We start from the raw sequence: 24,987 nt of genomic DNA on the forward strand, positions 1-24,987 counted from the left end.
CTCACATCCGGAAGACGCCGAAGTTCGACGTCCCCTCGATCGGGCCATTGGCGATGGCGGACAGACACATTCCGAGTACCGTTCGGGTGTCGCGCGGATCGATCACGCCGTCGTCGTAGAGCCGGCCGGACAGAAACATCGGAAGCGACTCCGCGTCGATCTGCGCTTCGACCGCGGCCCGCAGGGCGGCGTCGGCGTCCTCGTCGACGGCCTGGCCCCGCGCCTCGGCGGCGGCGCGGCTGACGATCGACAGGACGCCCGCCAGCTGAGTTCCGCCCATCACCGCCGATTTGGCGCTCGGCCAGGCGAACAGGAAGCGCGGATCGTAGGCGCGCCCGCACATACCGTAGTGGCCAGCGCCGTACGAGGCACCGATCAGCAGCGAGATGTGGGGCACGGTCGAGTTCGATACGGCGTTGATCATCATCGACCCGTGCTTGATCATGCCGCCTTCCTCGTACTTGCGCCCGACCATGTACCCGGTCGTGTTGTGCAGGAACAACAGTGGCGTATTCGAGCGATTCGCGAGCTGGATGAACTGGGTGGCCTTCTGTGACTCCTCGCTGAACAGCACGCCGCGGGCGTTGGCCAGGATGCCGATCGGGTAGCCGTAAAGGCGCGCCCACCCCGTCACCAACGACGAGCCGTACATCGGTTTGAACTCGTCGAAATCTGAGCCGTCGACGACGCGGGCGATCACATCGCGGGGGTCGAACGGGATGCGCAGATCCGCCGGCACGATGCCGACCAGCTCTTCGGCGTCGAAGAGCGGCTCAACAACGGGCGCGGGCGTCGGACCCTGCTTGCGCCAGTTCAGCCGGGCGACGACGCGCCGGCCGATCCGGATGGCATCGGGTTCGTCGAGCGCGAAGTAGTCGGCTAGACCCGATGTGCGGGCGTGCATCTCGGCACCGCCGAGCGACTCGTCGTCGGCTTCCTCACCGGTGGCCATCTTCACTAACGGCGGCCCCGCCAGGAACACCTTGGACCGTTCCTTGATCATCACGACGTGGTCGGACATGCCGGGGATGTACGCGCCACCCGCGGTCGAGTTGCCGAACACCAGGGCGACCGTCGGAATTCCTGCCGCCGACAACCTGGTCAGGTCGCGGAACATCTGCCCGCCGGGGATGAAGATCTCCTTCTGCGTCGGCAGGTCGGCGCCGCCGGACTCAACCAGCGAGATCAGCGGAAGCCGGTTCTCCAGCGCGATCTGGTTGGCGCGCAGCATCTTCTTCAGCGTCCACGGGTTGCTGGTGCCGCCCTTGACGGTGGGGTCATTGGCCACGAGCAGGCATTCGGTGCCCTCGACCGCGCCGATGCCTGTGATGAGGCTGGCGCCGACCGTGAAGTCGCTGCCCCATGCGGCCAGCGGGCTCAGCTCCAGGAACGGTGAGTCGGGATCGATGAGCAGCTCGATGCGTTCGCGGGCGGTCAGCTTGCCACGGTCGTGGTGTCGTTGCACGTACTTCTCGCCGCCACCTGCGAGTGCCTTGGCGTGCTCGGCCTCGAGTTCGGCGAGCTTGGTTGCCATCGCCGCCCTCGCCTCGCCGAAGGTCGGCGACGCGGCGTCGAGCGTCGAGCGAAGAGTGGTCACGACTGAAATCCCAACGTCTTGGCGGCCAACGAAGTCAGTATCTCGGTTGTGCCGCCGCCGATTCCGAGAATCCGCATATCGCGATACTGACGTTCGACCTCCGACTCGGCCATATAGCCCATCCCGCCGAACAACTGCACGGCCTGGTTGGCCACCCACTCGCCGGCCTCGACGGCGGTGTTCTTGGCGAAGCACACCGCGGCGATCAGATCGGTCTCACCGGAGATCTGCCGCTCAACGACGTGGTGTGTGTACACCCGTGCGACGTCGACGCGCCGGGCCATCTCCGCGAGCGTGTTCTGCACCTGTTGTCGTGAGATCAGCGGCCGGCCAAAGGTTTCCCGGCTACGGCACCACTCGACGGTCAGGTCGAGGCACCGTTGCGCGCTGGCATAGGCCTGCGTGGCGAGCCCGACACGCTCGGAGACGAACGCCGCCGCGATCTGCAGGAAACCGGAGTTCTCGACGCCCACCAGGTTGGCTGCGGGAACGCGGACGTCGGTGTAGGACAGTTCGGCGGTGTCCGATGAGCGCCAGCCCATCTTGTCGAGTTTGCGGGTGACTTCGAATCCGGGGGTGCCCTTGTCGACCACGATCAACGAGATCCCCGCCGCCCCCGGCCCTCCGGTGCGCACCGCGGTCACGACGTAGTCGGCGCGCACGCCCGAGGTGATGTAGGTCTTAGCGCCGTTGATGATGAAGTCCCCATCTCCCGAGCCGTCTCGCACAGCTTTGGTCGTCAGGTGACCGACGTCGGAGCCGCCGCCGGGCTCGGTGATCGCGAGGCTGCCGATCTTCTCCCCGTTCAGCGTCGGCCGCACATAGGTGTCGATCAGCCGCTCGTCGCCGGACGCGATCATGTGCGGCACCGCGATACCCGAGGTGAACAGCGAGGCGAAGACGCCGCCCGGAGAGCCGGCGTAGTGCATCTCCTCGCAGATCACCACGGCGTCGGCGCCGTCGCCGCCACCACCGCCGACCGACTCGGGAAAGCCGGCGCCCAACAGGCCGGCCTCGCCCGCCTTCTGGTGGAGTTCGCGCGGTATCTCGCCGTCACGTTCCCACTCGTCGACGTGCGGGAGCACCTCGCGTTCGGCGAATGTCCGCACGGCCTTGCGGAGCTCATCGCGTTCGGGCGTGTGCCACATGCTCACGACATCAGCTCCTCGGGAATGTCGACATATCTGCTGCGCAACCACTCGCCGAGCCCTTTCGCCTGGGGATCGAACCGAGCCTGGTAGGCGACGCCCTCGCCGAGGATGCCCTCGATGACGAAGTTGACTGCTCGAAGGTTGGGCAGCAGATACCGGGCGACCTCGAGATCCCTTGTCTCGGGCAGCAGCTCGCGCAGCTTGTCGATCGTCAGCATGTGCGAGAGCCAACGCCACTGCTGGTCGGTGCGCACCCACACGCCGACGTTCGCGCTGCCACCCTTGTCGCCGCTGCGGGCGCCTGCGATGACGCCGAGCGGCGCGCGTCGGGTTTCACCGAACGGCAGCGGCTCGGGTAGGGCGAACGGCGGCACTGGCGAAAGCTCCAAGGTTTCCTGCGCGGGCGGTATCTCGACACGGGGACCGTCGGCGTGCACGGCGACGTGGGGCACCTCCGTCGCCGCGACGAACGCCGGCCTGAACACGCCGTAGACCTGACCTTGACCGGGCGGGCTGGTGGCATGGAATCCGGGATAGCTCGCAAGCGCGAGTTCGACTGCTGCAGAGGAGAATTGGCGACCGACGTTGTCTGGGTCGGGATCGCGTACGACGCAGCGCAGCAGCGCGCTGGCCGCCTCCTCGGTGTCGGCGTCGTCGTGGTCGGTGCGCGCCAGCGACCACTCCAGCTCGGCCGGCTTGACGGTCAGTGCCGCCTCTAGCTGGCGCCGCACCAACTCGGCCTTGGCCTCGATGTCGAGCCCGGTGAGGACGAGCGTCATCTCGTTGCGAAAGCCGCCGATGGCGTTGAGTGACACCTTCAGGGTGGGCGGCGGGGGTTCCCCGCGCACGCCGGAGATTTGCACGCGGTCCGGTCCGTCATCGGACAACTCGATGCTGTCGACGCGCAGCGTCGCGTCGGGGTTGGCGTAGCGCGCCCCTCCGATCTCGTACAGCAGTTGTGCGGTGACGGTGTCGACGCTGACCGCTCCGCCGGTGCCCGGGTGTTTGGTGATGACCGACGATCCGTCCGAGTGGATCTCGGCGAGCGGAAAGCCCGGGTGGGTCAGCGCGCTCAGATCAGTGAAGTCTCGCGCGAAAAACGCGTAGTTGCCGCCGGTGGCCTGGGCACCGCATTCGATGACGTGCCCGGCCGCGATCGCACCGGCGAGTCTGTCGTAGTCCGAACGGCTCCAGCCGTGGTGCGCGGCCGCCGGCCCGACGGTGACGGATGCGTCGGTGACGCGGCCGGTGACCACCACGTCGGCGCCCGCCTCGAGACAGTCGACGATGCCCCACGCGCCGAGATAGGCGTTGGCGGCCAGAACCGACCCGAAGCCGAACTCGTCCACGCGACCGATCAGGTCGTCGCCCTCGACGTGCGCCACGTTGACCGTCAGCCCCAGCCGCTCGGCGAGCGCACGCACCGCCTCGGCGAGCCCCGCGGGGTTCAGCCCTCCGGCGTTGGTGACGATGCGCACACCCCGGTCGAGCGCGGTGCCCAGACACTCCTCGAGCTGGGTCAGGAACGTCTTGGCATAGCCGCGGTCGGCCGACTTCGCGCGGTCGCGCGCGAGAATCAACATCGTGAGCTCGGCCAGATAATCGCCGGTCAGGTAGTCGAGATCACCACCGGCCAGCATCTCGCGCATGGCCGCGAGCCGGTCGCCGTAGAACCCCGAGCAGTTGCCGATGCGGACCGGACCACGAGCAGAGGTCACGCGGGCTCCCTTCGTCGCGGCCGCTGCCAACCAACCGGTAGGTTAACGATGAGCGGCGGTACCGCGTCAAGGTTCGGGCCATCGAATTCGGCTGTTTTGGAGGCTACGCAGGTCGTTGGCTATCCTGAAGAACACTTGCCGTCGCCTGACCGTGTGCGCGGCGCCAGACTTACCCCTCAAGAGGAGATCTCGACCATGGCTGTGCCCAAGCGCAGGATGTCGCGCGCGAACACCCGTAGCCGGCGCGCGCAGTGGAAGGCCAAGCGCACCGAGCTCGTGGGCGTCAACGTCGCCGGTCAGCAGCACAAGGTGCCGCGCCGGCTGCTCAAGGCCGCTCGCCTCGGTCTGATCGACCTGGACCGCCGCTAACACCGGACCGGATGTCGCCGACGACCCCAGCGGCACCGGCGCGCCTCTCAGGTCACTCTCAGATAGGGGGTTGACACTGTGGCTGTGCGCATACTTGTCGTCGATGACGATCGTGCGGTGCGCGAGTCGCTGCGCCGTTCGCTTTCCTTCAATGGTTACTCCGTAGAACTCGCCGGGGACGGCCTCGAAGCATTGGATCGCATCGCCAGCGATCGCCCCGACGCCCTGGTCCTGGATGTGATGATGCCGCGGCTGGACGGTCTCGAGGTGTGCCGTCAGCTTCGCAGCACCGGCGACGACCTGCCGATCCTTGTGCTGACGGCGCGTGACTCGGTCTCCGAGCGGGTGGCAGGCCTCGATGCCGGCGCCGACGACTATCTGCCGAAGCCGTTCGCGCTCGAAGAACTGCTGGCCCGGATGCGGGCGCTGCTGCGGCGTACGGGTCCCGACAACGGTGCCGAGTCGGCTGCGATGACCTTCTCCGATCTGACACTGGACCCGGTCACTCGCGAGGTGACCAGGGGCCAGCGCCAGATCAGCCTCACCCGCACCGAGTTTGCGCTGCTCGAGATGCTCATCGCCAATCCGCGCCGGGTGCTGACCCGCAGCCGCATCCTCGAAGAGGTGTGGGGATTCGATTTCCCGACGTCCGGCAACGCCCTCGAGGTGTACGTCGGTTACCTGCGCCGCAAGACCGAAGCCGAAGGAGAGCCGCGACTGATCCACACCGTGCGCGGGGTGGGTTATGTACTTCGCGAAACGCCTCCCTGATGTCTGCGCCGAGTTACGGGGCCGCGCCCCAGCCCGAATCGCCTCGCCCGCCGTCGAGAACCAGTTCGGTGTCGCTGCGGTGGCGCGTGATGCTGCTGGCGATGTCCATGGTGGCGATGGTCGTGGTCCTGATGGCGGTGGCGGTGTGGGCCGTGGTGTCCCGGGCGTTGTACGACGACGTCGACAACCAGCTGCGCAACCGGGCCCGGCTGCTCATGGAAAGCGGTTCGCTGCAAGCCGATCCGAGTAAGGCCATCGAGGGCACCGCGTACTCCGACGTCAACGCGATGCTCGTGATCCCGGGCCGGGCCATCTTCACGGCTAATCAGCAGGGGCAGACCCTCCCGCTGGGTGACCCCGAAAAGGCGGTGCTGCGAGGCGATCTGATCATGTCGCTGCGCACCGCCGATCATCAGCGGGTGCTCGCGATGCACTTGTCCAACGACAGCTCCCTACTGATCTCCAAGAGCATGGCGCCCACCACGCAGCTGCTCCGACGACTGAGCACGGTGTTGATCATCGTCGGTGGAATCGGTGTGGCGGTGGCCGCGATCGCGGGTGGGGCGGTCGCGCGGGCGGGCCTACGCCCGGTGGCGCGGCTGACTCAGGCCGCCGAGCGTGTGGCGCGTACCGACGATCTGCGGCCGATCCCGGTGTACGGCAGCGACGAACTCGCCCGTCTCACAGAAGCTTTCAACATGATGCTGCGCGCATTGGCAGAGTCTCGGGAACGGCAGGCCAGACTCGTCACCGATGCCGGCCATGAACTGCGCACACCGCTGACGTCGTTACGCACGAACGTCGAACTGCTGATGGCGTCGATGGCGCCCGGTGCGCCGCGGCTGCCGGAGGAGGAGATGGCCGAACTGCGTGCTGACGTGATCGCGCAGATCGAGGAACTGTCGACCCTCGTCGGTGATCTCGTCGACCTGACCCGCGACGACGCTGGAGTCACCGTTCACGAGTCGGTTGACGTCGCCGAGATCGTGGACCGCTCGCTGGAACGGGTTCGCCGCCGCCGCAACGACATTGTGTTCGAGGCCACGACGACCCCGTGGTTGGTCTACGGCGACGAAGCCGGCTTGGGTCGCGCCGTGCTCAACCTGCTCGACAATGCCGCCAAGTGGAGTCCCCCCGGCGGACTGGTGACCGTGCGGCTGACCCAGATCGACGCGTTGAACGCCGAGCTGGTGGTCTCCGACTACGGCCCGGGAATCCCGCCCCATGAACGTCCGCTCGTGTTCGAGCGGTTTTACCGGTCGACGACCGCACGGTCGATGTCCGGCTCCGGGCTCGGATTGGCGATCGTGAAGCAGGTCGTGCTCAAGCACGGCGGTTCTCTGCGGATCGAGGACACCGTGCCGGGCGGGCAGCCTCCCGGCACGTCGATGCACGTCGTACTGCCGGGGCGGCCACCGCTTCAGCACGCTCCCGACTGGGTCGCGCCCCGACACGCCCCGGCCGAGTAACTCCCGCGCACGGTCGACGTCAACGATGATTGACATCGGCGGGAACGGTGGGAACGAAGTTTGGGTATGTCCCGAACGTTCTCTAAGTGGATTCTCAGCCCGACGGGGCACTGTTGAGCAAGCGTCCAACGTTGTGCAGATGTCGGAAAACAACAGAACCAAAAGAGCAGGAAGAAGAGCCCGAGCGACATGACGAACCACCCGAGGTATTCGCCGCCGCCCCCGCCGCCGTACGGCCGCCGACCGATCGGCCCTGACCACGGGGTGTCCGGCTACCCTGGTGGCGCTCAGCGCCCCGGCCCGTACCAACAGCAGCAACAGCCGTACGACTGGCGTTACGCGACCCAGCAGCATCAGACGCAGCAGCAGTTCCGCGCGCCCTACGACCCCTACCGCGGGGCGCCCCAGCCGCTGGCCGGCCAACCACCGCAAAAGCGTTCGCGCGCAGGGGTGTTGACGGCCGGCGCCCTTGCCGTGGCGGTCGTCTCGGCCGGCATCGGCGGCGGTGTCGTCCTGCTGGCACAGCCGGATTCGCCGTCGGCGTCGTCTTCTACCAACGGCGCGGCACCCAGCATGCCCGCTGCGAGCCTGCCGGTGGGCTCCGTCGAACAGGTCGCGGCCAAGGTGGTACCCAGCGTCGTCAAGCTCGAGACCGACATGGGGCGCGCATCCGAGGAAGGTTCGGGCGTCATTCTGACCTCCGACGGGTTGATCCTGACCAACAACCACGTGGTGTCGGCCGCTTCAGACGGCCCGTCCAGCCCGGACGCCCCCGTCGCCCGCGCGCAGACCAAGGTCACGTTCGCCAACGGGCACACCGCCCCGTTCACCGTCGTCGGGACCGATCCGAGCAGCGATATCGCCGTCGTGAAGGCACAGGGCGTGTCCGACCTGACCCCCATCACCGTCGGCTCCTCGGCCAACCTGCAGGTGGGCCAGGACGTCGTTGCCGTCGGCTCGCCGCTCGGGCTGGAGGGCACGGTGACGACAGGAATCATCAGTGCGCTGAACCGGCCCGTCGCCGCCAGCGGTGACGCGCGGAATCAGAACACCGTTCTCGATGCGATCCAGACCGACGCCGCGATCAACCCGGGCAACTCCGGAGGCGCGCTGGTGAACATGAACGGGGAGCTGATCGGCATCAACTCCGCGATCGCCACGTTGGGTGCGGACGCCGGACCTCAGGCGCAGAGCGGTTCTATCGGCCTCGGCTTCGCCATTCCGGTGGATCAGGCCAAGCGGATCGCCGATGAGCTGATCAAGAACGGCACCGCTGCGCACGCCTCGCTGGGTGTGCAGGTGGGCAACGATGCATCGATCGACGGCGCCCGGATCGTGGAGGTCACCGACGGTGGCGCCGCCGCCGCGGCGGGTCTGCCGAGCGGTGTCGTGGTCACCAAGGTCGACGACCGAGTGATCAGCAGCGCCGACGCGCTGGTCGCCGCCATTCGGTCCAGGGCGCCAGGAGAGAAGGTCACGCTGTCGTATCTGGATCCGTCGGGCAAGCCCAAGACCGTCCAGGTCACGCTGGGTAAGGCTCAGCAGTGAGCACGCCGACCGATGTGACCACCCTGAGAGTGGCCGCGCCGCCGTCCCGGCCCGCATATACGGTTGCAGTCATGGAACAGCCAGGGGAGTTGGTGGGCCGGGCTCTTGTCGTCGTGGTCGATGACCGCACCGCACATGGCGACGAGGAGGACCACAGTGGTCCGTTGGTCACCGAGTTGCTCGGTGAGGCGGGCTTCGTCGTCGACGGGGTTGTCGTCGTGTCGTCCGACGAGGTCGAGATCCGCAACGCCCTGAACACCGCGGTGATCGGCGGTGTGGACCTCGTGGTGTCGGTCGGCGGCACGGGCGTCACGCCCCGCGATGTCACGCCAGAGGCGACGCGGGACATCCTCGACCGCGAGCTGCTCGGCATCTCCGAGGCGCTGCGTGCCTCCGGGCTGTCCGCCGGCATCATCGACGCCGGCGTCTCTCGTGGCCTGGCCGGCATTTCGGGCAGCACGCTCGTCGTCAATCTCGCCGGTTCGCGCGCAGCGGTGCGCGACGGTATGGCGACCCTGAACCCCCTCGCGGTTCAGATCATCGGGCAGCTGGTCGACATCTAACACATTGTCGCTATGGTCAATATGTGATCTTAATCACAATGGAGCTGGCTCATGAGTGATAGGCCGAAGCGCAACCGGGATTCCATCGACGACGTGTTCGGCGAGGCGTTCCCACAGATTCCGGCCGACGAACGTGGCGCCCCCGACCCAGATGATGACGCTGACCGCGATCGTTGGATGCGCGAAAACCGTCCGCCACATCACAATTGACCGCCCGACCTCATGCCGCATCGGTGACGGCCGGTCATGCCTCACATCCGCGCAGCTGCCACCCGATGCACCGGATCGAACCGGTCAGGTAACGAGCCGATCGCGGGGCGTCGCCGGGTACCCGGGCTACGCGCCCAACAAACCAGCAGGTCGGGTAACGCCCGGCGGGCGATCGACGATCTCGCGTTGCCGGGTTCTTGCCCGACCGTTATGTTCCTCGTGTCACGAACGATGAACACCACGTAACAGCGACATGTGAGGTCTCTCATCTACGTCGCAGGGACTCGTGCCTCTGCGGCTAGACGCGCCAGGCGCCAACTACAGAGCACGGTGAGCCGAGGGCTGACCGCCGACACAGCTAGGGAGAAGATGAAGGGTTTCAGTCGGGTGCCGATGGCGCTGGTTCTGGCGGTAGCTGGAGCCGTCGCGTCGTTGTTTGTGGGCACGGGCACCTCTCACGCAGGGCTGGACAATGAGTTGAGCCTGGTTGACGGCAAGGATCGGACGTTGACCATTCAGCAGTGGGACACGTTCCTCAATGGTGTGTTTCCTCTTGACCGCAACCGGCTGACCCGTGAGTGGTTCCACAGTGGTCGGGCGAAGTACATCGTGGCCGGCCCGGGTGCTGATGAGTTCGAGGGCACCTTGGAGCTGGGTTATCAGATCGGCTTTCCGTGGTCGTTGGGTGTGGGCATCAACTTCAGCTACACCACCCCCAACGTCCTGTTCGACCAGGCGCCGCCGAACCTCAATCCGGCCGCGGGCTTCTTGACCACCCCGAACTTCTTCCCGGGTGTGTCGATCAGCGCTGATCTCGGCAATGGTCCGGGTATCCAGGAGGTCGCGACGTTCTCGGTGGATGTGGCCGGCGCTAATGGCGGTGTGGCGGTGTCGAATGCGCACGGCACGGTGACCGGTGCTGCCGGTGGCGTGTTGTTGCGCCCGTTCGCTCGGCTGATCTCCTCGGCCGGTGACAGCGTCACCACCTACGGCGAACCGTGGAACATGAACTGACAAACGCTCTTCCGAGCAACGAGCAGCCCCCGGAAACCTCCGGGGGCTGTCTTGTATCTGGCCGTCTGTGGAACATGAGGTTGCGTCTAGGTAAACGGCGCCAGGACTTTGCTGGTGATCTTGATCACAACGTGTAACAGGGTCGAAACTGTGACCTCACCGCACGTTGCGCTTCGGTGTGCCCCAGCACACGGTCTTGTAGGGCGTAGCCGCCGAAAGTGCGTGTTCGGAACCCCACACTACCCGCGATACAGTTCCGAAATCCGTCTCGTGCAAGCGTTATTCGCGGCGTGAGCAGAACTGGACCGCGGTGGTCCGTTGACGCGTCGCCGACTCGCGCGCGTCCGTTCGCGTTGCCGGTTTCCGTCAGCGCCGTTATGTTCCTCGTGTCAACGGATGAGCGAAACATTAGAGCAGCATGTGAAGTCTCTCATTTGCTCAAATGCGACTCATGCGTCGTGCGGCGCTAGCGCCAGCTACGGCTGACACCAGTTGCGGGTCCATAGGGGGCCCGCATCGACTAGCTAGGGAGAACATGAAGAGTTTCAGTCGGGTGCTGATGGCACTGATTTTGGCGATAGCTGGGGCCGTCGCGTCGGTGTTCGTGGGCGCGGGCACGTCTCACGCAGGGCTGGACAACGAGCTGAGCCTGGTCGACGGCAAGGATCGGACGTTGACCATTCAGCAGTGGGACACGTTCCTCAATGGTGTGTTTCCCCTTGACCGCAACCGGCTGACCCGTGAGTGGTTCCACAGTGGTCGGGCGAAGTACATCGTGGCCGGCCCGGGTGCTGATGAGTTCGAGGGCACCTTGGAGTTGGGTTATCAGATCGGCTTTCCGTGGTCGCTGGGTGTGGGCATCAACTTTAGCTACACCACCCCCAACATCCTGTTCGACCAGGCGCCGCCGAACCTCGACCCGTCGGCGGGCTTCTTGACCACCCCGAACCTGTTCCCGGGTGTGTCGATCAGCGCTGATCTCGGCAATGGTCCGGGTATCCAGGAGGTCGCGACGTTCTCGGTGGATGTGGCCGGCGCCAATGGCGGTGTGGCGGTGTCGAATGCGCACGGCACGGTGACCGGTGCTGCCGGTGGCGTGTTGTTGCGCCCGTTCGCTCGGCTGATCTCCTCGGCCGGTGACAGCGTCACCACCTATGGCGAACCGTGGAACATGAACTGACGAACGCTCTCCCGAGCCGCAGAACAGCCCCCGGAAACCTCCGGGGGCTGTTCCGTTTCCATCAGGACTTGTCGGCGCTGGTCGTCTTGGCGGTATCGGGGTCGGGACCGGTGCCGGGACCCGCGCTGTGAGCGCCCGACGATCCGTTGGTCTCTGCGAGAATGTTGCGGATCTCGGTGAGCAGGGTCAGCTCGGTGTCCTGAGCCTGCTCGACCTCCCCCTTCTTGCGGAGTCGGTTGTACGGCAGGACGACGAGGAAATACACCACGGCCGCAACCAATATGAAGTTGATCGCCGCCGAAAGCAGCACGTTGAGATCGATCGTCTCGCCCCCGCCGATGCCGATGCGCAAAATGCCGTAGTCGGAGTCTTTTCCGGCGCCGACACGGTTGATCAGCGGTTGGATGATGCTCTCGGTGAACTTCGTGACCAGCCCGGTGAACGCCGTGCCGATCACCACCGCGACCGATAGGTCGACGATGTTGCCTCGGGCAAGAAAATCTTTGAAGCCCTTCAACATGTGTCTCGAATCCTCCCTGCCGTGGTGTGCGGTCGACAGTCATCGACGTTAGCTGCGTCGCCACCGAACAGGGGCGGAATGCGCGAGCGGAAAGCCCTGTATCAATGCAGGGTGAGCGTCACTGTCTGCATGAGCGTCGCGGCCGCCACCTCGTTGGCAGCATGAGCGGGCAGCGCCACCAGAACCACTCGATCCGCGCCGGCGCCCGTCCCCGAGGACTTTTCGGATACCAGCACGACGATCCCGTCTGTCGCCACAACTCGCGGGCGGCTGTCGGATTCTCCGCTGGCCGCTAGCACATCGACCACGTCGCCCGGCCGGATCAGGTCGAGCACCGCCGTCTCGTCGAGTGACAGTGGAACGATGCGAGCCGTCGGCCCCGCAGCCGCTTCGGCGAGTCTGGGCGTCAACAGGCGGACATCGGTGATTGCTTCGCCACGGCGGACGGGACCGGTCAGCGTGGCACCGACGACCGACGCGAGGTCGGATTGGATGCCGTCGGCAAGCGTTGCGGCACTGAGTTTTTCAACACGAACGTCGTTGACGCCCAACTGGCTTCCCGGCCTCAGGTCCCGGGCGGCGACAATGGCATCGACGCGTGCGTCATCAGGGTCCGAGCGCACGGCCGCGACGGCGGCGAGAATTACCAGGCCGCCCGCAGCGATTCGACGGGCCAGGACGGTGCGTGTCCAGTCCGGTCGCAAGATCCCGGTGAACCGATGAAACAGTGACGGATTGAGTGAGTCCCCCATGCGGCCAAATTAGGCAGCGCACTGCGGCGATGGGCGAGTTACTCGCCCGCCTGTGGATAACCGCGGAGGTCAGCTCGAAGCCGCGGCCGGCGCGGTCGAGCTCGACGAGATCGAACCGGAGTCGCTCGACCCGCTGCCGCTCGACTTCTCGGAGGAGGTCGACTTCTCGGACGAGGCGCTCGAGCCGTTGCTGGAACCGTTCGACGAGCTCTTGCCGGCTTCGCGGCTGTCGGTGCGGTAGAAGCCGCTGCCCTTGAACACCACGCCCACGTTGCCGAACAGCTTGCGCAGGCGGCCGTTGCACTTCTTGCAGGTGGTCAGCGACGCGTCGCTGAACGCCTGGATGGCGTCGAACTTATCGCCGCACTCGGTGCACGCATAGGAATACGTAGGCACGGGACCCCTCCCTGATGGTCAGATCTGTTAGCACTCTACCGGCTCAAGTGCTAGAACCGCTACGTGGCGTGCGTCATTCCCGGTCCGCCGCATCGAGGACCACCAAGCCGCGTTGCGGCGTCAGCGCATGGGTCATCGACACATCGTGTGGTTGAGCGGGCAGCCGGTCCACGAGTTCGGCATCGCGAACCACCGCAATGAGCCGCGCCGACCGCGACACCCGCCGCAGCGACCGGTCGTAGAACCCGGCACCTCGTCCCAGTCGCACACCGCTCCGATCGACGGCGAGGGCCGGAATCAAGAGCGTGGGGGCGCGCGCGACACTCTCGGGCGCCAGCCACGGGCCCTTCGGCTCACGAAGCCCGAAGCGTCCCTCCACCAACTGCCCGGGCATGTACTCGCCCCACTGCAGCGGTTGCGGCACACCCGCGGTGTCGTGCCTGGCCACCGGAAGCAGCACCCGCACACCCCGACGGTGAAGCGAGTCGATCAGCGCGAGCGAGCCGGGCTCGGAGCCGACGGGCACATACGCGCAGACGGTTTCTCCGGCCGAGATGAGCGTCGTCGCGTGGCCGATCAACGCGTGCGCGTCGGCGTCATGCTCATGCGCGGGGACAGCCCGGCGGGCCGCCAGAATTGCCGCCCGTAGCTTCGCCTTCGCCGCGCTCACGTCATCTCCTCAACACGCCCGACCTCGCCATGTTCAACCTGCCCTTGGACGTTAGTGTGTGAACGATGACACGGCCTTTGGTCTCTATCCCTCACACGGCGGTGGTGCCTGCAGCGGGCCTGGGCACGCGTTTCCTGCCTGCCACCAAGACGGTCCCCAAGGAGCTCCTGCCGGTCGTCGACACACCCGGTATCGAGCTCGTCGCCGCGGAAGCGGCCGAGGCCGGCGCGGAACGCCTGATCATCATCACGTCCGAGGGCAAAGACGGCGTCGTCGCCCACTTCGTCGAGGACCTCGTGCTGGAAGGCACCCTGGAAGCCCGCGGCAAGAAATCGATGCTGGAAAAGGTTCGGCGCGCACCGGCACTCATCCAGGTCGAGTCCGTGGTCCAGGCCGAGCCGCTCGGCCTCGGCCACGCGGTCAGCTGCGTGGAACCGAAGTTGGGACCGGAGGAGGACGCGATCGCGGTGCTGCTGCCCGACGATCTTGTGCTGCCGACCGGCGTGCTGGAGACCATGTCGAAGGTGCGCGCCAAACGCGGCGGTTCGGTGCTGTGTGCGATCGAGGTGCCGCGCGAGGAGATCAGCGCCTATGGCGTCTTCGATGTCGAACCCGTCTCCGATACCAACAACCCGAACGTCATGCGCGTGAAGGGTATGTATGAGAAGCCGAAGCCCGAGAACGCGCCGTCGCCGTACGCCGCGGCCGGCCGGTACGTCCTCGACCGGGCGATCTTCGATGCGCTGCGGCGGGTTCCGCGCGGCGCCGGCGGCGAGATCCAGTTGACGGACGCCGTCGCGCTGCTCATCAATGAAGGACATCCCGTCCATGTCGTCGTGCACCGCGGCTCTCGACACGACCTCGGAAATCCTGGAGGCTACCTCAAGGCTGCGGTTGACTTTGCGTTGAAGCGCGATGACTACGGGCCGGAACTCCGGCGGTGGTTGGTGGAGCGATTGGGGCTGGTCGACTGCTAGAGCCCCGACGCATAGATAGGGGTGCAGTGCGTTCGGTCGAGGAACAGCAGGCACGAGTTGCGGCTGCGGCGGTTGCGCCGCGCCCGGTTCGGGTGGCGATTGCCGAAGCGCAGGGGCTGATGTGCGCCGAGGAGGTTGTCACTGAGCGTCCGCTGCCCGGATTCGATCAAGCCGCGATCGACGGATACGCGGTGCGCAGCGTGGACGTGCTCGGCATAGGCGACAGCGGTGACGGAGAAGAGGCGTCCGACGGCGAGGTGAGCCTTCCGGTGATGGGCGTGATCGAAGCCGGCGCCCGGACCCCCAGCCGATTGCAGCCGCGGCAGGCCGCGCGGGTGCAGACCGGGGCTCCGATGCCGACGCTTGCCGACGCGGTGCTCCCGCTGCGCTGGACCGATGGCGGCGATGCGCGGGTGAAGGTGTTGCGCGGCGTCCGGTCGGGTGCGTACGTACGACGCACGGGCGACGACGTCCAGCCCGGCGATGTCGCGGTCCGGGCGGGCACGATCATCGGTCCGGCACAGGTCGGCCTGCTGGCCGCGGTCGGCAGGGAACGGGTGCTGGTGCATCCGCGGCCGCGGCTGTCGGTCTTGTGCGTCGGTGGTGAGCTTGTCGACATCTCCCGCACGCCCGGCAACGGGCAGGTCTACGACGTGAACTCCTACGCGCTGGCCGCCGCGGGACGTGACGCGGGCGCCGAGGTGAACCGGGTCGGCATTGTCGACACCGACCCGAAGCGGCTTCGCGAAGTGGTCGAGGGTCAGCTCAATCGCGCCGAGGTCGTCGTCATCGCCGGTGCGGTCGGCGGCGCGGCGGCAGAGGGCGTTCGCTCGGTGCTCTCCGAGCTGGGGGAAATGGAGGTGACCCGCATCGCCATGCACCCGGGGTCGGTGCAGGGATTCGGTCAGCTCGGCCGCGACGGTGTGCCGGTGTTCCTGTTGCCCGCCAATCCGGTCAGCGCGCTTGTGGTGTTCGAGGTGATGGTGCGTCCACTGATTCGGCTGTCACTCGGTAAGCGCCAGGCGCACCGGCGGATCGTGCAGGCCCGCGCACTGTCGCCGATTGAGTCGGTTGCGGGACGGACGGGATATCTGCGGGGCCAGCTCATGCGCGATCAGGACACCGGTGAGTACCTCGTTCAGGCGCTCGGCGGAGCGCCCGGCGCGTCGCATCTGCTGGCCACGCTGGCCGAAGCGAACTGTCTGGTGGTCGTCCCCTCCGAGGCCGAACAGGTCCGCACCGGCGAGATCGTCGACGTCGCATTCCTGGCCCAACGCGGCTGAATCCGCGCGCGTGTCGATATGAGTCTGTTGCGGTTGAGTGCGGCGCATCCGGGTTGGCGGATGACCGCTGGGCCCCTGCGCGTGGCTGCCGGCGTGGTGCGGTTGCGTCCTGTCCGGTTACGAGATGGTGGGAAGTGGAGCCGCATCCGACTGGCCGACCGCGCCCACCTTGAGCCATGGGAACCGGCTGCCACGGTGGATTGGGAGGCTCGGCACGCCGTCACGTCGTGGCCGTCGGTGTGTTCGGGGCTGCGATCCGAGGCCCGCAACGGTCGAATGCTGCCTTTCGCGATCGAGTTGGACGGCCAGTTCTGCGGACAGCTCACGATCGGCAATGTCACGCACGGGGCCTTACGCTCCGCGTGGATCGGGTACTGGGTAGCGAAGGCAGTCAACGGTGGCGGCGTTGCTACCGCCGCATTGGCCCTGGGCGTCGACCATTCTTTCGGTCCGGTCAGACTGCATCGCGTCGAAGCGACCGTGCGCCCGGAAAACGCTGCCAGCCGTGCAGTTTTAGAGAAGGTCGGCTTTCGCGAGGAAGGGTTGCTGCGACGGTATCTCAACGTCGATGGCGCCTGGCGCGACCATTTACTGGTGGCCATCACGATCGAAGAGCTCACCGGATCGGCGGTCGGTGCGCTGGTGCGGCAGGGACGCGCCCGGTGGGCGTAGTTGACCCGCGCTCGCGAGACGTACGACATAACTGTGCGTGTTAGCACGATCGCGACCCTGGTGTTGATTACGCGGTGCTCGGTACACGCCAGCTGTTACGAAAGTGACATTTGTGACTGTTGGTGCTTGTCTCCCGCGAATTACAGGTGTGTAATTGTCTCGGCGCGCCGCCCACGGATGCGCAGGTCACAGACCTAGCCTTTAGGGGAAAGGAGCAGGCGACATGCCAAGCATCCCCCAGTCCCTTCTGTGGATATCCCTCGTCGTCCTCTGGCTCTTCGTGCTCGTGCCGATGCTGATCAGCAAGCGCGACACCGTGCGCCGGACCAGTGACGTAGCGCTGGCGACGCGTGTGCTCAACAGCGGCCGCAACGCCCGACTGCTGAAACGACGCGGCCCCGCCGCCGGCCACGCCAGCGATCCGGACTGGCGGCCCTCGGAAGACGACCTCGACGACGAGATCGAATCGGAACCGGAGCCCGTGGGCCGCGCGGTCGTGCGCGCAGCCGCGGTCGGCGTCCAGGAGAAAGTGGAGCCGGACTACCTCGACGTGGACATCATCGACGAGGACTCGGGCGCACTTCCCGTGGGCGATTCGGATCGGCAGGAAGCCGAAAAGGAAGAACTCACACTGCAGTTCGACGAGGCGGCAGACGAAACCGATGACCACGCCGACGATGAGACCGTCGCCGAGGAACAGGCCGTCGAACCCGAAGACGACGAGTACGAGACCGTTGACGATTCGTCGGGGCTCGAGGCGCCGTCGGAAGCGGACCTGCGGATGGCCGACTCACTGTCCGAAGCGCGCCGCCGGCGCTACGAGTCGAAGACCTCGGCCGCGGTGAGCGAACGTAAGTACCGGTTCCGTAAGCGGATGCTGACGGCGCTGGGTGTGCTGCTGGTGGCGTCGGCGGCTGCGGTGTTCACGCTGAGCCCGACGCTGTGGTGGCTGTGTGGCGCGGTCGGCGGCTTCACCGTCCTGTACCTCGGTTATCTGCGGCGTCAGACCCGGATCGAGGAGCGGCTGCGTCGCAGGCGTGCGCAGCGCATCGCCCGCTCGCGGCTGGGTGTGGAGAACACCGACGACCGCGAATTCGACGTGGTGCCGGCCCGGCTGCGGCGCCCCGGTTCAGTGGTGCTAGAGATCGACGACGAGGATCCGATCTTCGAGCATTTGGACTACGCCCCGTTCGCGCGGCACTTCGACCTGCCGCGGGCTGCGGGCCAGTAGACCGAGGAGCGCCGTCGATTTTCGGCGGCCGTCCGGTGGCTGGTAGCCTGCTACCGGTATCAGGGGCTATGGCGCAGTTGGTAGCGCGACTCGTTCGCATCGAGTAGGTCAGGGGTTCGATTCCCCTTAGCTCCACAGAGTTTGACCAGGCCTGTGAGCCGTAGTCTGAGTTCAGTCGACACTACTCAGGGATATTCGAGGCCTCTCGCACTTGCGTCTGGCAATCGGTGAAACGCGGACGTCATGAGTGATGGGAAGCCTCTGCCGGCCAACCTGACCCGGTGCTCAGCGCCGCCATCCAGCCGCGTGCGAAGTGGTTCGACGGGGGTTCGCCTGCGGTTCGACAGCGCAAAGAGTTTCGACGAACTCGTCGCGGCGGCGCTCGGCGAGGTCGGTGATGAACCGGTGCCGATGGAGGAGATCCCTCCGCCGGAACTCACGGTGAGATTCGACCTCGCACGGGAAGTCGAATCTCACGAGGGTGCCACCGGTTTCATGCTGTTCGCACGATGGGATCACGGCGGGTGGCTCGCCAAGGCGGGCGTCCACAGGGAAGTGCTCCGCCTGGTGATCGGCAACCCATTGATCGCGATCACGATGCTGCGCCACGATGCGTCCGCCGGGCTCTTCGCGCCGGTTGAGCTGGTGCTGACCGATGAAGCCGACAACCGCAGCGCGCTCACCTATGTGGTGCCGTCCTCGCTCATGCTCCTCGAACCCAACGAGCCGCTCCGACGGGCGGCGACACAGCTGGACGCCAAACTGGCCGTGTTCGCCTCAAAATCACCGGAGTTTCGGTCGCCGCGTAGCGTCGTGGGATCCCGCCCTGTTTACCGCGTCATGAAGTGGGGCACAGTTCGCCGCAGTGGGTGGCGATCGGTGAGGGTTGCGCCGGTGCCGCCTGCGAGGCGGTCAGCGGGGTCAACCTCTTTGTTGAGCAGACAGCTCTGCCTCGCTGCCCGTCGCCTACTTACTCGCAGTCGTGGCGAGCCCGCCGTCGACGGGGATGACCGCTCCGGTGAGGAAGGCGCCCGCCCGGCTGGCGAGATATACCGCGATGCCGGCCATGTCGTCGTCGCGGCCGATGCGGCGCAGCGGCGCGGACGCGGCGATCTCATCGCCGAACGCATCGAGAGTCGCGGCCATCATCTTCGATGGAAATGCGCCTGGCGCAACGGCGTTGACGGTGATGTGCTGCGGGCCCAGTTCGCGGGCGAGCACACGGGTGAGATGGTGGACCGCTGCCTTGCTGCTGCTGTAGGAGTACGTCGGCAGCTCGGGAACCCGGATGCCGTCGACGCTGCCGAGGTTGATGACCCGGGCCGGATCGTCGGCGGTTCCGGCGGCGCGAAGTGCCGGCAGCAGTGCCTGAGCGAGCCAGAACGGCGACTTGACGTTGACGTTGAGGATCTTGTCCCACGCGGAGTCGGGGAAGCTCTCCAGCGGCTCACCCCACGTGGCGCCCGCGTTGTTGACCAGGATGTGCAACGGCTCGCCGCCGCCGGTCACCTCTTCGGCCAGCCGTATGCATTCGTCGTGACGCGAGAGGTCGGCGGGTATGGCCCGGACCTGCCCGAACTGAGACAACTCGGCTTGTGCGCGCTCGCACGCGTCGGCCTTGCGCGAGCTGATCACCACGCTGGCTCCCGCCTGCAGCAGCCCGCGGCTCATCATCACTCCGATGCCGCTTGTGCCGCCGGTGACGAGGGCGCGTTTGCCGGTGAGGTCGAAAAGTTCTGTGTGCGTACTGAACTGGCCGTCACTCATTGGCAAGCACCTCCATCGTCGTCTCCGCGGCGCACGGCCGCCTCGATTGAGACTAGAAGATGAGGCCGGAGGCCTTGCTGGTGGCCGCGGCGAACCGGTTCTGCCCGTCCTCCCAATTCACCACATTTCAGAACGCCTTGACGTAATCGGCCTTCATGTTCTTGTACTGCAGGTAATACGCGCCTTTGACGTAGGTGGCGTGATGCTTGCTGCTGTGAATCTCGTTGATCTGACCCGAGATATGCGGCTCGAGCGCGCGGTAGTCGTAGTCGAGGTCAGGCAGTGTGACTCACCCATGAAACGACTTAGGGTTGGGTCCGACGCTGTGCACCCGCGGTGCGCCGGAATCCAGGAAAGCCTCGGCGCCTGTAACGTGGTTCGGTGGGTCGGCGTCGAGAGAATTATCTGTCTGCATGTTCAGATGTTGTGCTATTTTGGGATTGCGGGCGGCCGTGGTCAACATGATGCAGCACATCGTGTAGCGACTTGTAATCCGGAGGGTGGCGAGCGCCACGGCCACCCGCGCCAACCCTCGCACTATTTGCTGTTCGGTCAATGGGGTGATTGCCGCCCGTTTGGCTCATCAGGGCACGCCGCCACGTCGCTTGCCCGCCGCGACGAGCAGCCCGTAGCCTCATGGCGTGGCCGGCCCGACCGGCGTTCGCGCCGACGAACTCACTCCGTTGGAAATTTTCGACGGCTATCGGGCCGAGGATCTCGTGCCGCTGGCCGCCCAATTGACCCCACTCGACGCCGCTTCTGGCCAGGTCCTCATGCATCAGGACGAACTCGCAGTGTCCTTCTTGTTGATCGGATCCGGCGCGGCCGAGGTGACGCACGTGGGAGACGGCGGGCACGACACCGTCGCGAAACTCGCCGCGGGCATGATTGTCGGCGAGATCGCCTTACTGCGTGACACGACCCGAACCGCGACGGTCATCGCGACTGAACCGGTGCGCGGTTGGGTCGGCGGACGCGAGGCGTTCGCGACGCTGCTCGAGATCCCGGGCATGCTCGACCGCCTGTTGAGCACCGCCCGGCAGCGCCTCGCCACTTTCGTCAGCCCCGTCCCGGTCAGGATGCGCGACGGAACCGAACTGTGCCTGCGCCCGGTGCTACCCGGCGACAACGAACGGACCACCAAAGACCCGGTGCAATTCTCGAGCGAGACGCTGTACCGGCGGTTCCAGTCGATGATCACCCCGAGCAAGTCCCTGATGCGGTACCTGTTCGAGGTGGACTACGAACACCATTTCGTCTGGGTGATGACCGACGGGCCCGACGGGCCGGTGGTCGCCGACGCGCGCCTGGTGCGCGACGAGGCCGATCCGACGGTCGCCGAGGTCGCGTTCATCGTCGCGGATGCATACCAGAACAAGGGTATCGGATCATTCTTGATGGGGGCACTTGCGATTGCAGCGAAATTCCTTGGCGTGCAACGCTTCACCGCGCGGGTGCTCATCGACAACTATGCCATGCGCACCATCCTCACCCGCCACGGTGCACATTGGCAGCGCGACGATCTCGGGGTGGTCACCACCACCATCGATGTACCGAAGCTGACCGATCCGCCGTTCTCCGCAGAGCTGGTCAAAGAGATCCGCGACATGGCCGCACAGGTCGTCCGGGCAGTCGGCTGATGCGCGTTGCCCTGTCGAAGGACACCCGGCTGTGCATCTCGCTGGCGGGCCGGCCGAGCAATATCGGTACCCGATTTCACAACTACCTCTACGACCTGCTCGGGCTCGACTTCATCTACAAAGCCTTCACCACAACGGATCTCGCCGCGGCGATCGGCGGTGTGCGCGCGCTGGGCATCCGCGGTTGCTCGGTGTCGATGCCGTTCAAGCAGGACGTGCTGGCGCTGGTCGACGAGGTCGAGCAGTCGGCCCGAGCCATCCGAGCGGTGAACACGATCGTCAACGACGAGGGCCGGCTCACCGCTTCGAACACCGATTACCTTGCCGTGCAGGCACTTATCGCCGAACACGACTTGCAGCCATCGCAGTCGTTGCTGGTGTACGGCAGTGGCGGGATGGCCAGTGCGGTAGGAGCCGCCTTCCGCGATCTCGGATTCGATAGGGGCACGGTCGTGGCAAGGAATACCGAGAGCGGGCGCCCCTTGGCCGATCGGCTGGGCTACGACTACGCCCAGGATGTCGGTTCTCGCACCGCCGATGTGCTGATCAATGTCACTCCGCTGGGAATGGCCGGCGGGCCGGAGGCGAACGGAATGGCGTACGGCGAAGCCGCGATCGCCAACGCGCACACCGTCTTCGACGTCGTCGCAATGCCGTCGGATACACCGCTCGTCAAGGCCGCGCGCGGCGCAGGTATCGCGGTGATCACCGGTGCGGAAGTGATCGCGCTGCAAGCCGCCGAGCAGTTCGAGCGTTACACCGGGGTTCGGCCGACGGCCGAACAGGTCATGGCCGCGTCAGCGCTATCGCGGGCCTGAGTCAGGGTGTGATCTTGGTTTGTTCGTCGATGACCCCCGTCGCGTCCATCAGCGCCGTCATCTGGTTCTCACGGCCGTCGGCGTTGAGTTGCAGCACGTACAAGCCGTCCTGGCCCGGGATCACAACGGTTTTCTGGGCGATCGCCCGTGGGACACCGTCTTTGGTGTAGGTGCCGCCGATCTGCACCGCCTCGAAATCGGAGAGCGTGGACGGGCTGCCTTCCTCCGCACCTTCGTAGCCGGGAAGATTCTGGATCTCGCCGGGGGCGAACTCGAGGATCTTCGCGGGGTCGACATTACCGGTCAGCTTCGACACCAGCGCGATGATGGTCGGAGGGTCATCGGCCATGGCGGGATCGTCGGAAACTATTGCCCCGTACGCCCACTCCGGGGTGCGGGGACCGGCATCACTCCACCCGGGCGGGAAGGGCAGGTCAATGCTGGGCGAACCCGGGTCGCCGCGCTTGACCGGAGTCTCCTGGATTCCGTTTTCGCGAATGTAGTCGACGATCGTGTAGTGGGCGCCCTGTGCCTGGGGCGAAGGGGTGGGTGCGGCTGAGGTACTGCTTGCAGACGTGCTGGTGTCCTCGGATGTCGTGGACTCGGATTTCGTATCCGAGTTGCAGCCGGCGAGGCCAAGCCCGACTGCCACGGCCGCGACCGCGATTACGCCGGCCCTCATAGACGTGCTCATTTGCTCCTCCAGCGGTTTGATCTTGCCGTAGCCTACGGGCGGTGTCCGTCCCTCGCAGTCAAAAACATAGACAACGGCTACTTGCTGGGCCGAGAGTTCGATGATGGTACTTTGCTAATACGCTTGAGCATGCTTAGCTGTGTGCGGCTGTCGGGGGCGCGGGATACGGTGGCAAGGAGGGGTGCGCGATGTGGGTGCAGAGTGCACGAATGAGGGCGATACTGCGTTCGCTGGGTGCAATGGTTCTCGCGCTGCTCGGCGCGGTCGCCCTGGTTGTGGCGTGGACGACGGCAACCGCTGTGCAGTTGGCGGCGAGCGCGTTGATCATGGGTGGAACGGACCATCCGCTCAGTACGCCGCCGGATGACCCCTTCTACGTCAACCAGTACTTGAACAACGCTGTCAAAGGATTCATCAACCCGGCCTCGCAAGCGCCCACCGGCACCGACGGCGAGCCCATCGACAGTGTCGGCGGTGGAGACAGCGTCTATGCCGTTATCTACCCGGCGGAATTCTTCCCGGTCTTCGGCAGTAAGACATTCGACGCCTCCGTGGCGGAGGGCGTGGGGAACCTGGAGCGGTGCGCGCGTGGATCCCTGAGCTGCAGATACAACCCTTATCAGCCGATATTGAAACCGCCGGTAGGGCCGCCCTCGGCGACCGACGATCTGGTGATATTCGGCTACTCCCAGAGCGCTGTGGTCGCGTCCCTGGTCAAGCGGAATCTGATCGCCAATCCGCGACCAGGAGAGACCTCGTTCTTTCTTCTGGCCAACCCGATGCGTCCCAATGGCGGCATCCTGGCGCGAGGACCCGATGGGCTCACTATTCCAATCCTTGGGGTGACCTTCTACGGCGCTACTCCAACGGACTCCTGCAAGGGTGACGGTCCGTGCATGCCGACGGTCGACGCCGCGGCGCAGTACGACGGACTCGGGGGTGACGCACCCGCCAGCCTCACCAATGTGCTCGCCATCGTCAACTCTCTCGCTGGCTACTACTACCTTCACGGCGACCTGCAGAACGCCGACTTTGACGATGCCAAGTACCAGGGCTCCTACGGTGACACCGACTACTACCTCTATCCGACGAAGCGGCTGCCGATCCTGATGCCATTCGAAGCGTTGGTACCGTCGCCGATCCTGACCGCTCTTGACGCACCTCTGCGCGTCTTGATCGAGGGGGCGTATGCGCGTGACGTGAACCCCGGTATCGCGACGAAGGTAGGCCTGCTCCCGTTCAGAAACCCGATCAAGACGGCGATCGATCTCGTGAAATCGATCCCGACCGGTATCGACGACGCCGTCCAAGAGGTCTCCGGGAAGCGTCCCTTGGGCACGGAGCCGACCACCAGCCCCTTCGGAGTCGGCGGCCCCGACTTACCGCCGCCCCCGACACAGCCGGAAAGCATCGGGGCGAGGTCGATGATGTGGTCGCGCGCGGGGGACATGAATCAGGATGGCCAAACCGTGATCGAGGCTGACGGATCGTCCATCGGTGAGGATGGGTTGTTGGATGACCCACTCAAACAGGATCCGTTGAAAATCGAACCGAACGAGGTGACGGCAAACCCAGTGCCACTCGGTGCTGACGGCGAAGCCGCGAATCTGGGCGAAAAAGGCCAAGCCGTGGTTTCTGGTGAGGAAGGACAAGCCACCAATCCTGGCGACGTGGTGCCGATCAATGAGCGTGCAGATGGCCAGCCCGCGGAAAATGCCGGAACCGGTGTGCTCACGCTTAAGCCGCCAAAGGTTTCCGTCAAGCCCGCCCTGCCAAAACTGCCGAAGCTGCGCGGGCCCATCAAGTTCGATTCGCCCGTCCGGCTGGGTCCGTCGCCCGGCGTTCGGCCGAACCGATCGGGAACCGGCGACTCGCCGACGGAATCGCAGCCCGGCAGCACCGACGACAACCCGGCTGGCGCCAACCCTGGCGCGAACCCCGGCGGAGGCGCCGGCGCAGAGGGTGCCGCTGCGTGAC

At 65.9% G+C, this 24,987-nt stretch carries 24 protein-coding genes, 1 tRNA gene and 2 pseudogenes; 17 read left to right on the forward strand and 10 right to left on the reverse strand.

All coding sequences use genetic code 11. From position 1 onward, the window contains the following. Window position 1: 1 nt before the first annotated feature. Genes A5650_RS20940 through A5650_RS20950 form a run of 3 tightly spaced genes read right to left on the reverse strand, consistent with a single transcriptional unit; the run spans window position 2 to window position 4,466 of the window. Window positions 2-1,597, reverse strand: a complete 1,596-nt coding sequence (locus A5650_RS20940) for an acyl-CoA carboxylase subunit beta (protein WP_067296115.1) — start codon at window positions 1,595-1,597, stop codon at window positions 2-4. After that, window positions 1,594-2,751, reverse strand: coding sequence for an acyl-CoA dehydrogenase family protein (locus A5650_RS20945; protein WP_067296118.1), 1,158 nt, complete (start codon window positions 2,749-2,751; stop codon window positions 1,594-1,596). The genes A5650_RS20940 and A5650_RS20945 overlap by 4 nt, the downstream gene beginning before the upstream one ends. Next, on the reverse strand, window positions 2,748-4,466 hold the full coding sequence (locus A5650_RS20950; RefSeq protein ID WP_067296127.1) for an acyclic terpene utilization AtuA family protein: 1,719 nt from the start codon (window positions 4,464-4,466) through the stop codon (window positions 2,748-2,750). Before A5650_RS20950 ends, A5650_RS20945 begins: the two co-directional genes overlap by 4 nt. 195 nt (window positions 4,467-4,661) lie before the next feature. On the opposite strand from A5650_RS20950, the gene rpmF reads away from it, so the two are divergent. From rpmF to mspA (A5650_RS20985), 8 genes are all read left to right on the forward strand, one after another. Further along, window positions 4,662-4,835 (forward strand): 50S ribosomal protein L32, encoded by a 174-nt coding sequence (gene rpmF / locus A5650_RS20955; RefSeq protein ID WP_064350598.1) that lies wholly within the window; start codon window positions 4,662-4,664, stop codon window positions 4,833-4,835. A gap of 84 nt (window positions 4,836-4,919) precedes the next feature. Then, window positions 4,920-5,606, forward strand: a complete 687-nt coding sequence (locus A5650_RS20960) for a response regulator transcription factor (protein ID WP_067087122.1) — start codon at window positions 4,920-4,922, stop codon at window positions 5,604-5,606. Beyond that, entirely contained in the window at window positions 5,606-7,075 is a 1,470-nt protein-coding gene (locus A5650_RS20965) for a HAMP domain-containing sensor histidine kinase (RefSeq protein WP_067296130.1), read from the forward strand. Before A5650_RS20960 ends, A5650_RS20965 begins: the two co-directional genes overlap by 1 nt. Before the next feature lie 189 nt (window positions 7,076-7,264). Continuing rightward, window positions 7,265-8,623 (forward strand): S1C family serine protease, encoded by a 1,359-nt coding sequence (locus A5650_RS20970; protein WP_067296134.1) that lies wholly within the window; start codon window positions 7,265-7,267, stop codon window positions 8,621-8,623. A 23-nt stretch (window positions 8,624-8,646) separates the two neighbouring features. Beyond that, window positions 8,647-9,186 carry a MogA/MoaB family molybdenum cofactor biosynthesis protein gene (locus A5650_RS20975; RefSeq protein ID WP_197501940.1) on the forward strand — a complete coding sequence of 180 codons (540 nt, stop codon included), beginning with the start codon at window positions 8,647-8,649 and terminating at the stop codon, window positions 9,184-9,186. Window positions 9,187-9,237: 51 nt separating this feature from the next. Next, window positions 9,238-9,396, forward strand: coding sequence for a hypothetical protein (locus A5650_RS27190; RefSeq protein WP_197501935.1), 159 nt, complete (start codon window positions 9,238-9,240; stop codon window positions 9,394-9,396). Between the two features lie 369 nt (window positions 9,397-9,765). Then, window positions 9,766-10,410, forward strand: coding sequence for a porin MspA (gene mspA, locus A5650_RS20980; RefSeq protein WP_067296139.1), 645 nt, complete (start codon window positions 9,766-9,768; stop codon window positions 10,408-10,410). A 535-nt stretch (window positions 10,411-10,945) separates the two neighbouring features. Continuing rightward, window positions 10,946-11,590 (forward strand): porin MspA, encoded by a 645-nt coding sequence (mspA, locus tag A5650_RS20985; protein ID WP_067296141.1) that lies wholly within the window; start codon window positions 10,946-10,948, stop codon window positions 11,588-11,590. A 61-nt stretch (window positions 11,591-11,651) separates the two neighbouring features. Here mspA (A5650_RS20985) and mscL read toward each other — a convergent pair whose 3' ends face one another. From mscL to A5650_RS21005, 4 genes are all read right to left on the reverse strand, one after another. Further along, window positions 11,652-12,110: a large-conductance mechanosensitive channel protein MscL gene (gene mscL / locus A5650_RS20990; RefSeq protein WP_067296143.1), complete on the reverse strand. Its 459-nt coding sequence runs from the start codon at window positions 12,108-12,110 to the stop codon at window positions 11,652-11,654. Between the two features lie 101 nt (window positions 12,111-12,211). Continuing rightward, a complete protein-coding gene (locus tag A5650_RS20995; RefSeq protein ID WP_067296146.1) occupies window positions 12,212-12,862 on the reverse strand; it encodes an SAF domain-containing protein in 651 nt (216 codons plus the stop codon). Window positions 12,863-12,931: 69 nt separating this feature from the next. Then, entirely contained in the window at window positions 12,932-13,258 is a 327-nt protein-coding gene (locus A5650_RS26525) for an FmdB family zinc ribbon protein (protein ID WP_082950868.1), read from the reverse strand. 73 nt (window positions 13,259-13,331) lie between these two features. Beyond that, on the reverse strand, window positions 13,332-13,928 hold the full coding sequence (locus A5650_RS21005; protein WP_067296154.1) for a 5-formyltetrahydrofolate cyclo-ligase: 597 nt from the start codon (window positions 13,926-13,928) through the stop codon (window positions 13,332-13,334). A 65-nt stretch (window positions 13,929-13,993) separates the two neighbouring features. Between A5650_RS21005 and A5650_RS21010 the strand changes: the two genes are divergently transcribed. The 6 genes and pseudogenes from A5650_RS21010 to A5650_RS26530 all read left to right on the forward strand — a co-directional run. Continuing rightward, window positions 13,994-14,905 carry a UTP--glucose-1-phosphate uridylyltransferase gene (locus tag A5650_RS21010; RefSeq protein WP_067296157.1) on the forward strand — a complete coding sequence of 304 codons (912 nt, stop codon included), beginning with the start codon at window positions 13,994-13,996 and terminating at the stop codon, window positions 14,903-14,905. Between the two features lie 26 nt (window positions 14,906-14,931). Then, complete coding sequence (gene glp / locus A5650_RS21015; RefSeq protein WP_067296160.1) at window positions 14,932-16,188, forward strand: molybdotransferase-like divisome protein Glp; 1,257 nt, start codon at window positions 14,932-14,934, stop codon at window positions 16,186-16,188. 18 nt (window positions 16,189-16,206) lie between these two features. Beyond that, window positions 16,207-16,860: a GNAT family N-acetyltransferase gene (locus A5650_RS21020; RefSeq protein WP_082950869.1), complete on the forward strand. Its 654-nt coding sequence runs from the start codon at window positions 16,207-16,209 to the stop codon at window positions 16,858-16,860. 223 nt (window positions 16,861-17,083) lie between these two features. Then, window positions 17,084-18,091 carry a divisome protein SepX/GlpR gene (gene sepX / locus A5650_RS21025; protein WP_067296163.1) on the forward strand — a complete coding sequence of 336 codons (1,008 nt, stop codon included), beginning with the start codon at window positions 17,084-17,086 and terminating at the stop codon, window positions 18,089-18,091. Between the two features lie 62 nt (window positions 18,092-18,153). After that, window positions 18,154-18,226 (forward strand) — tRNA-Ala (locus A5650_RS21030). Between the two features lie 171 nt (window positions 18,227-18,397). Beyond that, window positions 18,398-18,874, forward strand: a pseudogene (locus tag A5650_RS26530) (DUF302 domain-containing protein); the annotation flags it as partial. A gap of 183 nt (window positions 18,875-19,057) precedes the next feature. On the opposite strand, the gene A5650_RS21040 reads toward A5650_RS26530, so the two are convergent. Both A5650_RS21040 and A5650_RS27710 read right to left on the reverse strand, forming a co-directional pair. Further along, the gene (locus tag A5650_RS21040) at window positions 19,058-19,858 is read right to left on the reverse strand and encodes an SDR family oxidoreductase (RefSeq protein ID WP_067296169.1); all 801 of its coding nucleotides are present in this window, start codon (window positions 19,856-19,858) and stop codon (window positions 19,058-19,060) included. A 178-nt stretch (window positions 19,859-20,036) separates the two neighbouring features. Continuing rightward, window positions 20,037-20,141, reverse strand: a pseudogene (locus tag A5650_RS27710) (superoxide dismutase); the annotation flags it as partial. 358 nt (window positions 20,142-20,499) lie between these two features. On the opposite strand from A5650_RS27710, the gene pat reads away from it, so the two are divergent. Continuing rightward, entirely contained in the window at window positions 20,500-21,498 is a 999-nt protein-coding gene (gene pat, locus A5650_RS21045; RefSeq protein ID WP_067296177.1) for an acetyltransferase Pat, read from the forward strand. Next, the gene (locus A5650_RS21050; protein ID WP_197501936.1) at window positions 21,498-22,316 is read left to right on the forward strand and encodes a shikimate 5-dehydrogenase; all 819 of its coding nucleotides are present in this window, start codon (window positions 21,498-21,500) and stop codon (window positions 22,314-22,316) included. Before pat ends, A5650_RS21050 begins: the two co-directional genes overlap by 1 nt. Window position 22,317: 1 nt before the next feature. Here A5650_RS21050 and lpqN read toward each other — a convergent pair whose 3' ends face one another. Then, window positions 22,318-23,010, reverse strand: coding sequence for an envelope biogenesis lipoprotein LpqN (lpqN, locus tag A5650_RS21055; protein WP_067296180.1), 693 nt, complete (start codon window positions 23,008-23,010; stop codon window positions 22,318-22,320). 239 nt (window positions 23,011-23,249) lie between these two features. Between lpqN and A5650_RS21060 the strand changes: the two genes are divergently transcribed. After that, window positions 23,250-24,986: a PE-PPE domain-containing protein gene (locus A5650_RS21060; protein WP_067296183.1), complete on the forward strand. Its 1,737-nt coding sequence runs from the start codon at window positions 23,250-23,252 to the stop codon at window positions 24,984-24,986. Window position 24,987: the final 1 nt, after the last annotated feature.

It is taken from the genome of Mycobacterium sp. 1164985.4 (genome assembly GCF_001668575.1).
Classification (GTDB): Bacteria; Actinomycetota; Actinomycetes; order Mycobacteriales; family Mycobacteriaceae; genus Mycobacterium.

What these genes read in the sequence shown, in the direction of transcription:
- rpmF (WP_064350598.1), top strand. Translation starts at nt 4,662, where the DNA reads ATGGCTGTGCCCAAGCGCAGGATGTCGCGCGCGAACACCCGTAGCCGG.
- A5650_RS20965 (WP_067296130.1), top strand. Translation starts at nt 5,606, where the DNA reads ATGTCTGCGCCGAGTTACGGGGCCGCGCCCCAGCCCGAATCGCCTCGC.
- A5650_RS20970 (WP_067296134.1), top strand. Translation starts at nt 7,265, where the DNA reads ATGACGAACCACCCGAGGTATTCGCCGCCGCCCCCGCCGCCGTACGGC.
- A5650_RS27190 (WP_197501935.1), top strand. Translation starts at nt 9,238, where the DNA reads ATGAGTGATAGGCCGAAGCGCAACCGGGATTCCATCGACGACGTGTTC.
- mspA (WP_067296139.1), top strand. Translation starts at nt 9,766, where the DNA reads ATGAAGGGTTTCAGTCGGGTGCCGATGGCGCTGGTTCTGGCGGTAGCT.
- mspA (WP_067296141.1), top strand. Translation starts at nt 10,946, where the DNA reads ATGAAGAGTTTCAGTCGGGTGCTGATGGCACTGATTTTGGCGATAGCT.
- mscL (WP_067296143.1), bottom strand. Translation starts at nt 12,110, where the DNA reads ATGTTGAAGGGCTTCAAAGATTTTCTTGCCCGAGGCAACATCGTCGAC.
- A5650_RS20995 (WP_067296146.1), bottom strand. Translation starts at nt 12,862, where the DNA reads ATGGGGGACTCACTCAATCCGTCACTGTTTCATCGGTTCACCGGGATC.
- A5650_RS21010 (WP_067296157.1), top strand. Translation starts at nt 13,994, where the DNA reads ATGACACGGCCTTTGGTCTCTATCCCTCACACGGCGGTGGTGCCTGCA.
- A5650_RS21020 (WP_082950869.1), top strand. Translation starts at nt 16,207, where the DNA reads ATGAGTCTGTTGCGGTTGAGTGCGGCGCATCCGGGTTGGCGGATGACC.
- sepX (WP_067296163.1), top strand. Translation starts at nt 17,084, where the DNA reads ATGCCAAGCATCCCCCAGTCCCTTCTGTGGATATCCCTCGTCGTCCTC.
- A5650_RS21040 (WP_067296169.1), bottom strand. Translation starts at nt 19,858, where the DNA reads ATGAGTGACGGCCAGTTCAGTACGCACACAGAACTTTTCGACCTCACC.
- A5650_RS21050 (WP_197501936.1), top strand. Translation starts at nt 21,498, where the DNA reads ATGCGCGTTGCCCTGTCGAAGGACACCCGGCTGTGCATCTCGCTGGCG.
- lpqN (WP_067296180.1), bottom strand. Translation starts at nt 23,010, where the DNA reads ATGAGCACGTCTATGAGGGCCGGCGTAATCGCGGTCGCGGCCGTGGCA.
- A5650_RS21060 (WP_067296183.1), top strand. Translation starts at nt 23,250, where the DNA reads ATGGTTCTCGCGCTGCTCGGCGCGGTCGCCCTGGTTGTGGCGTGGACG.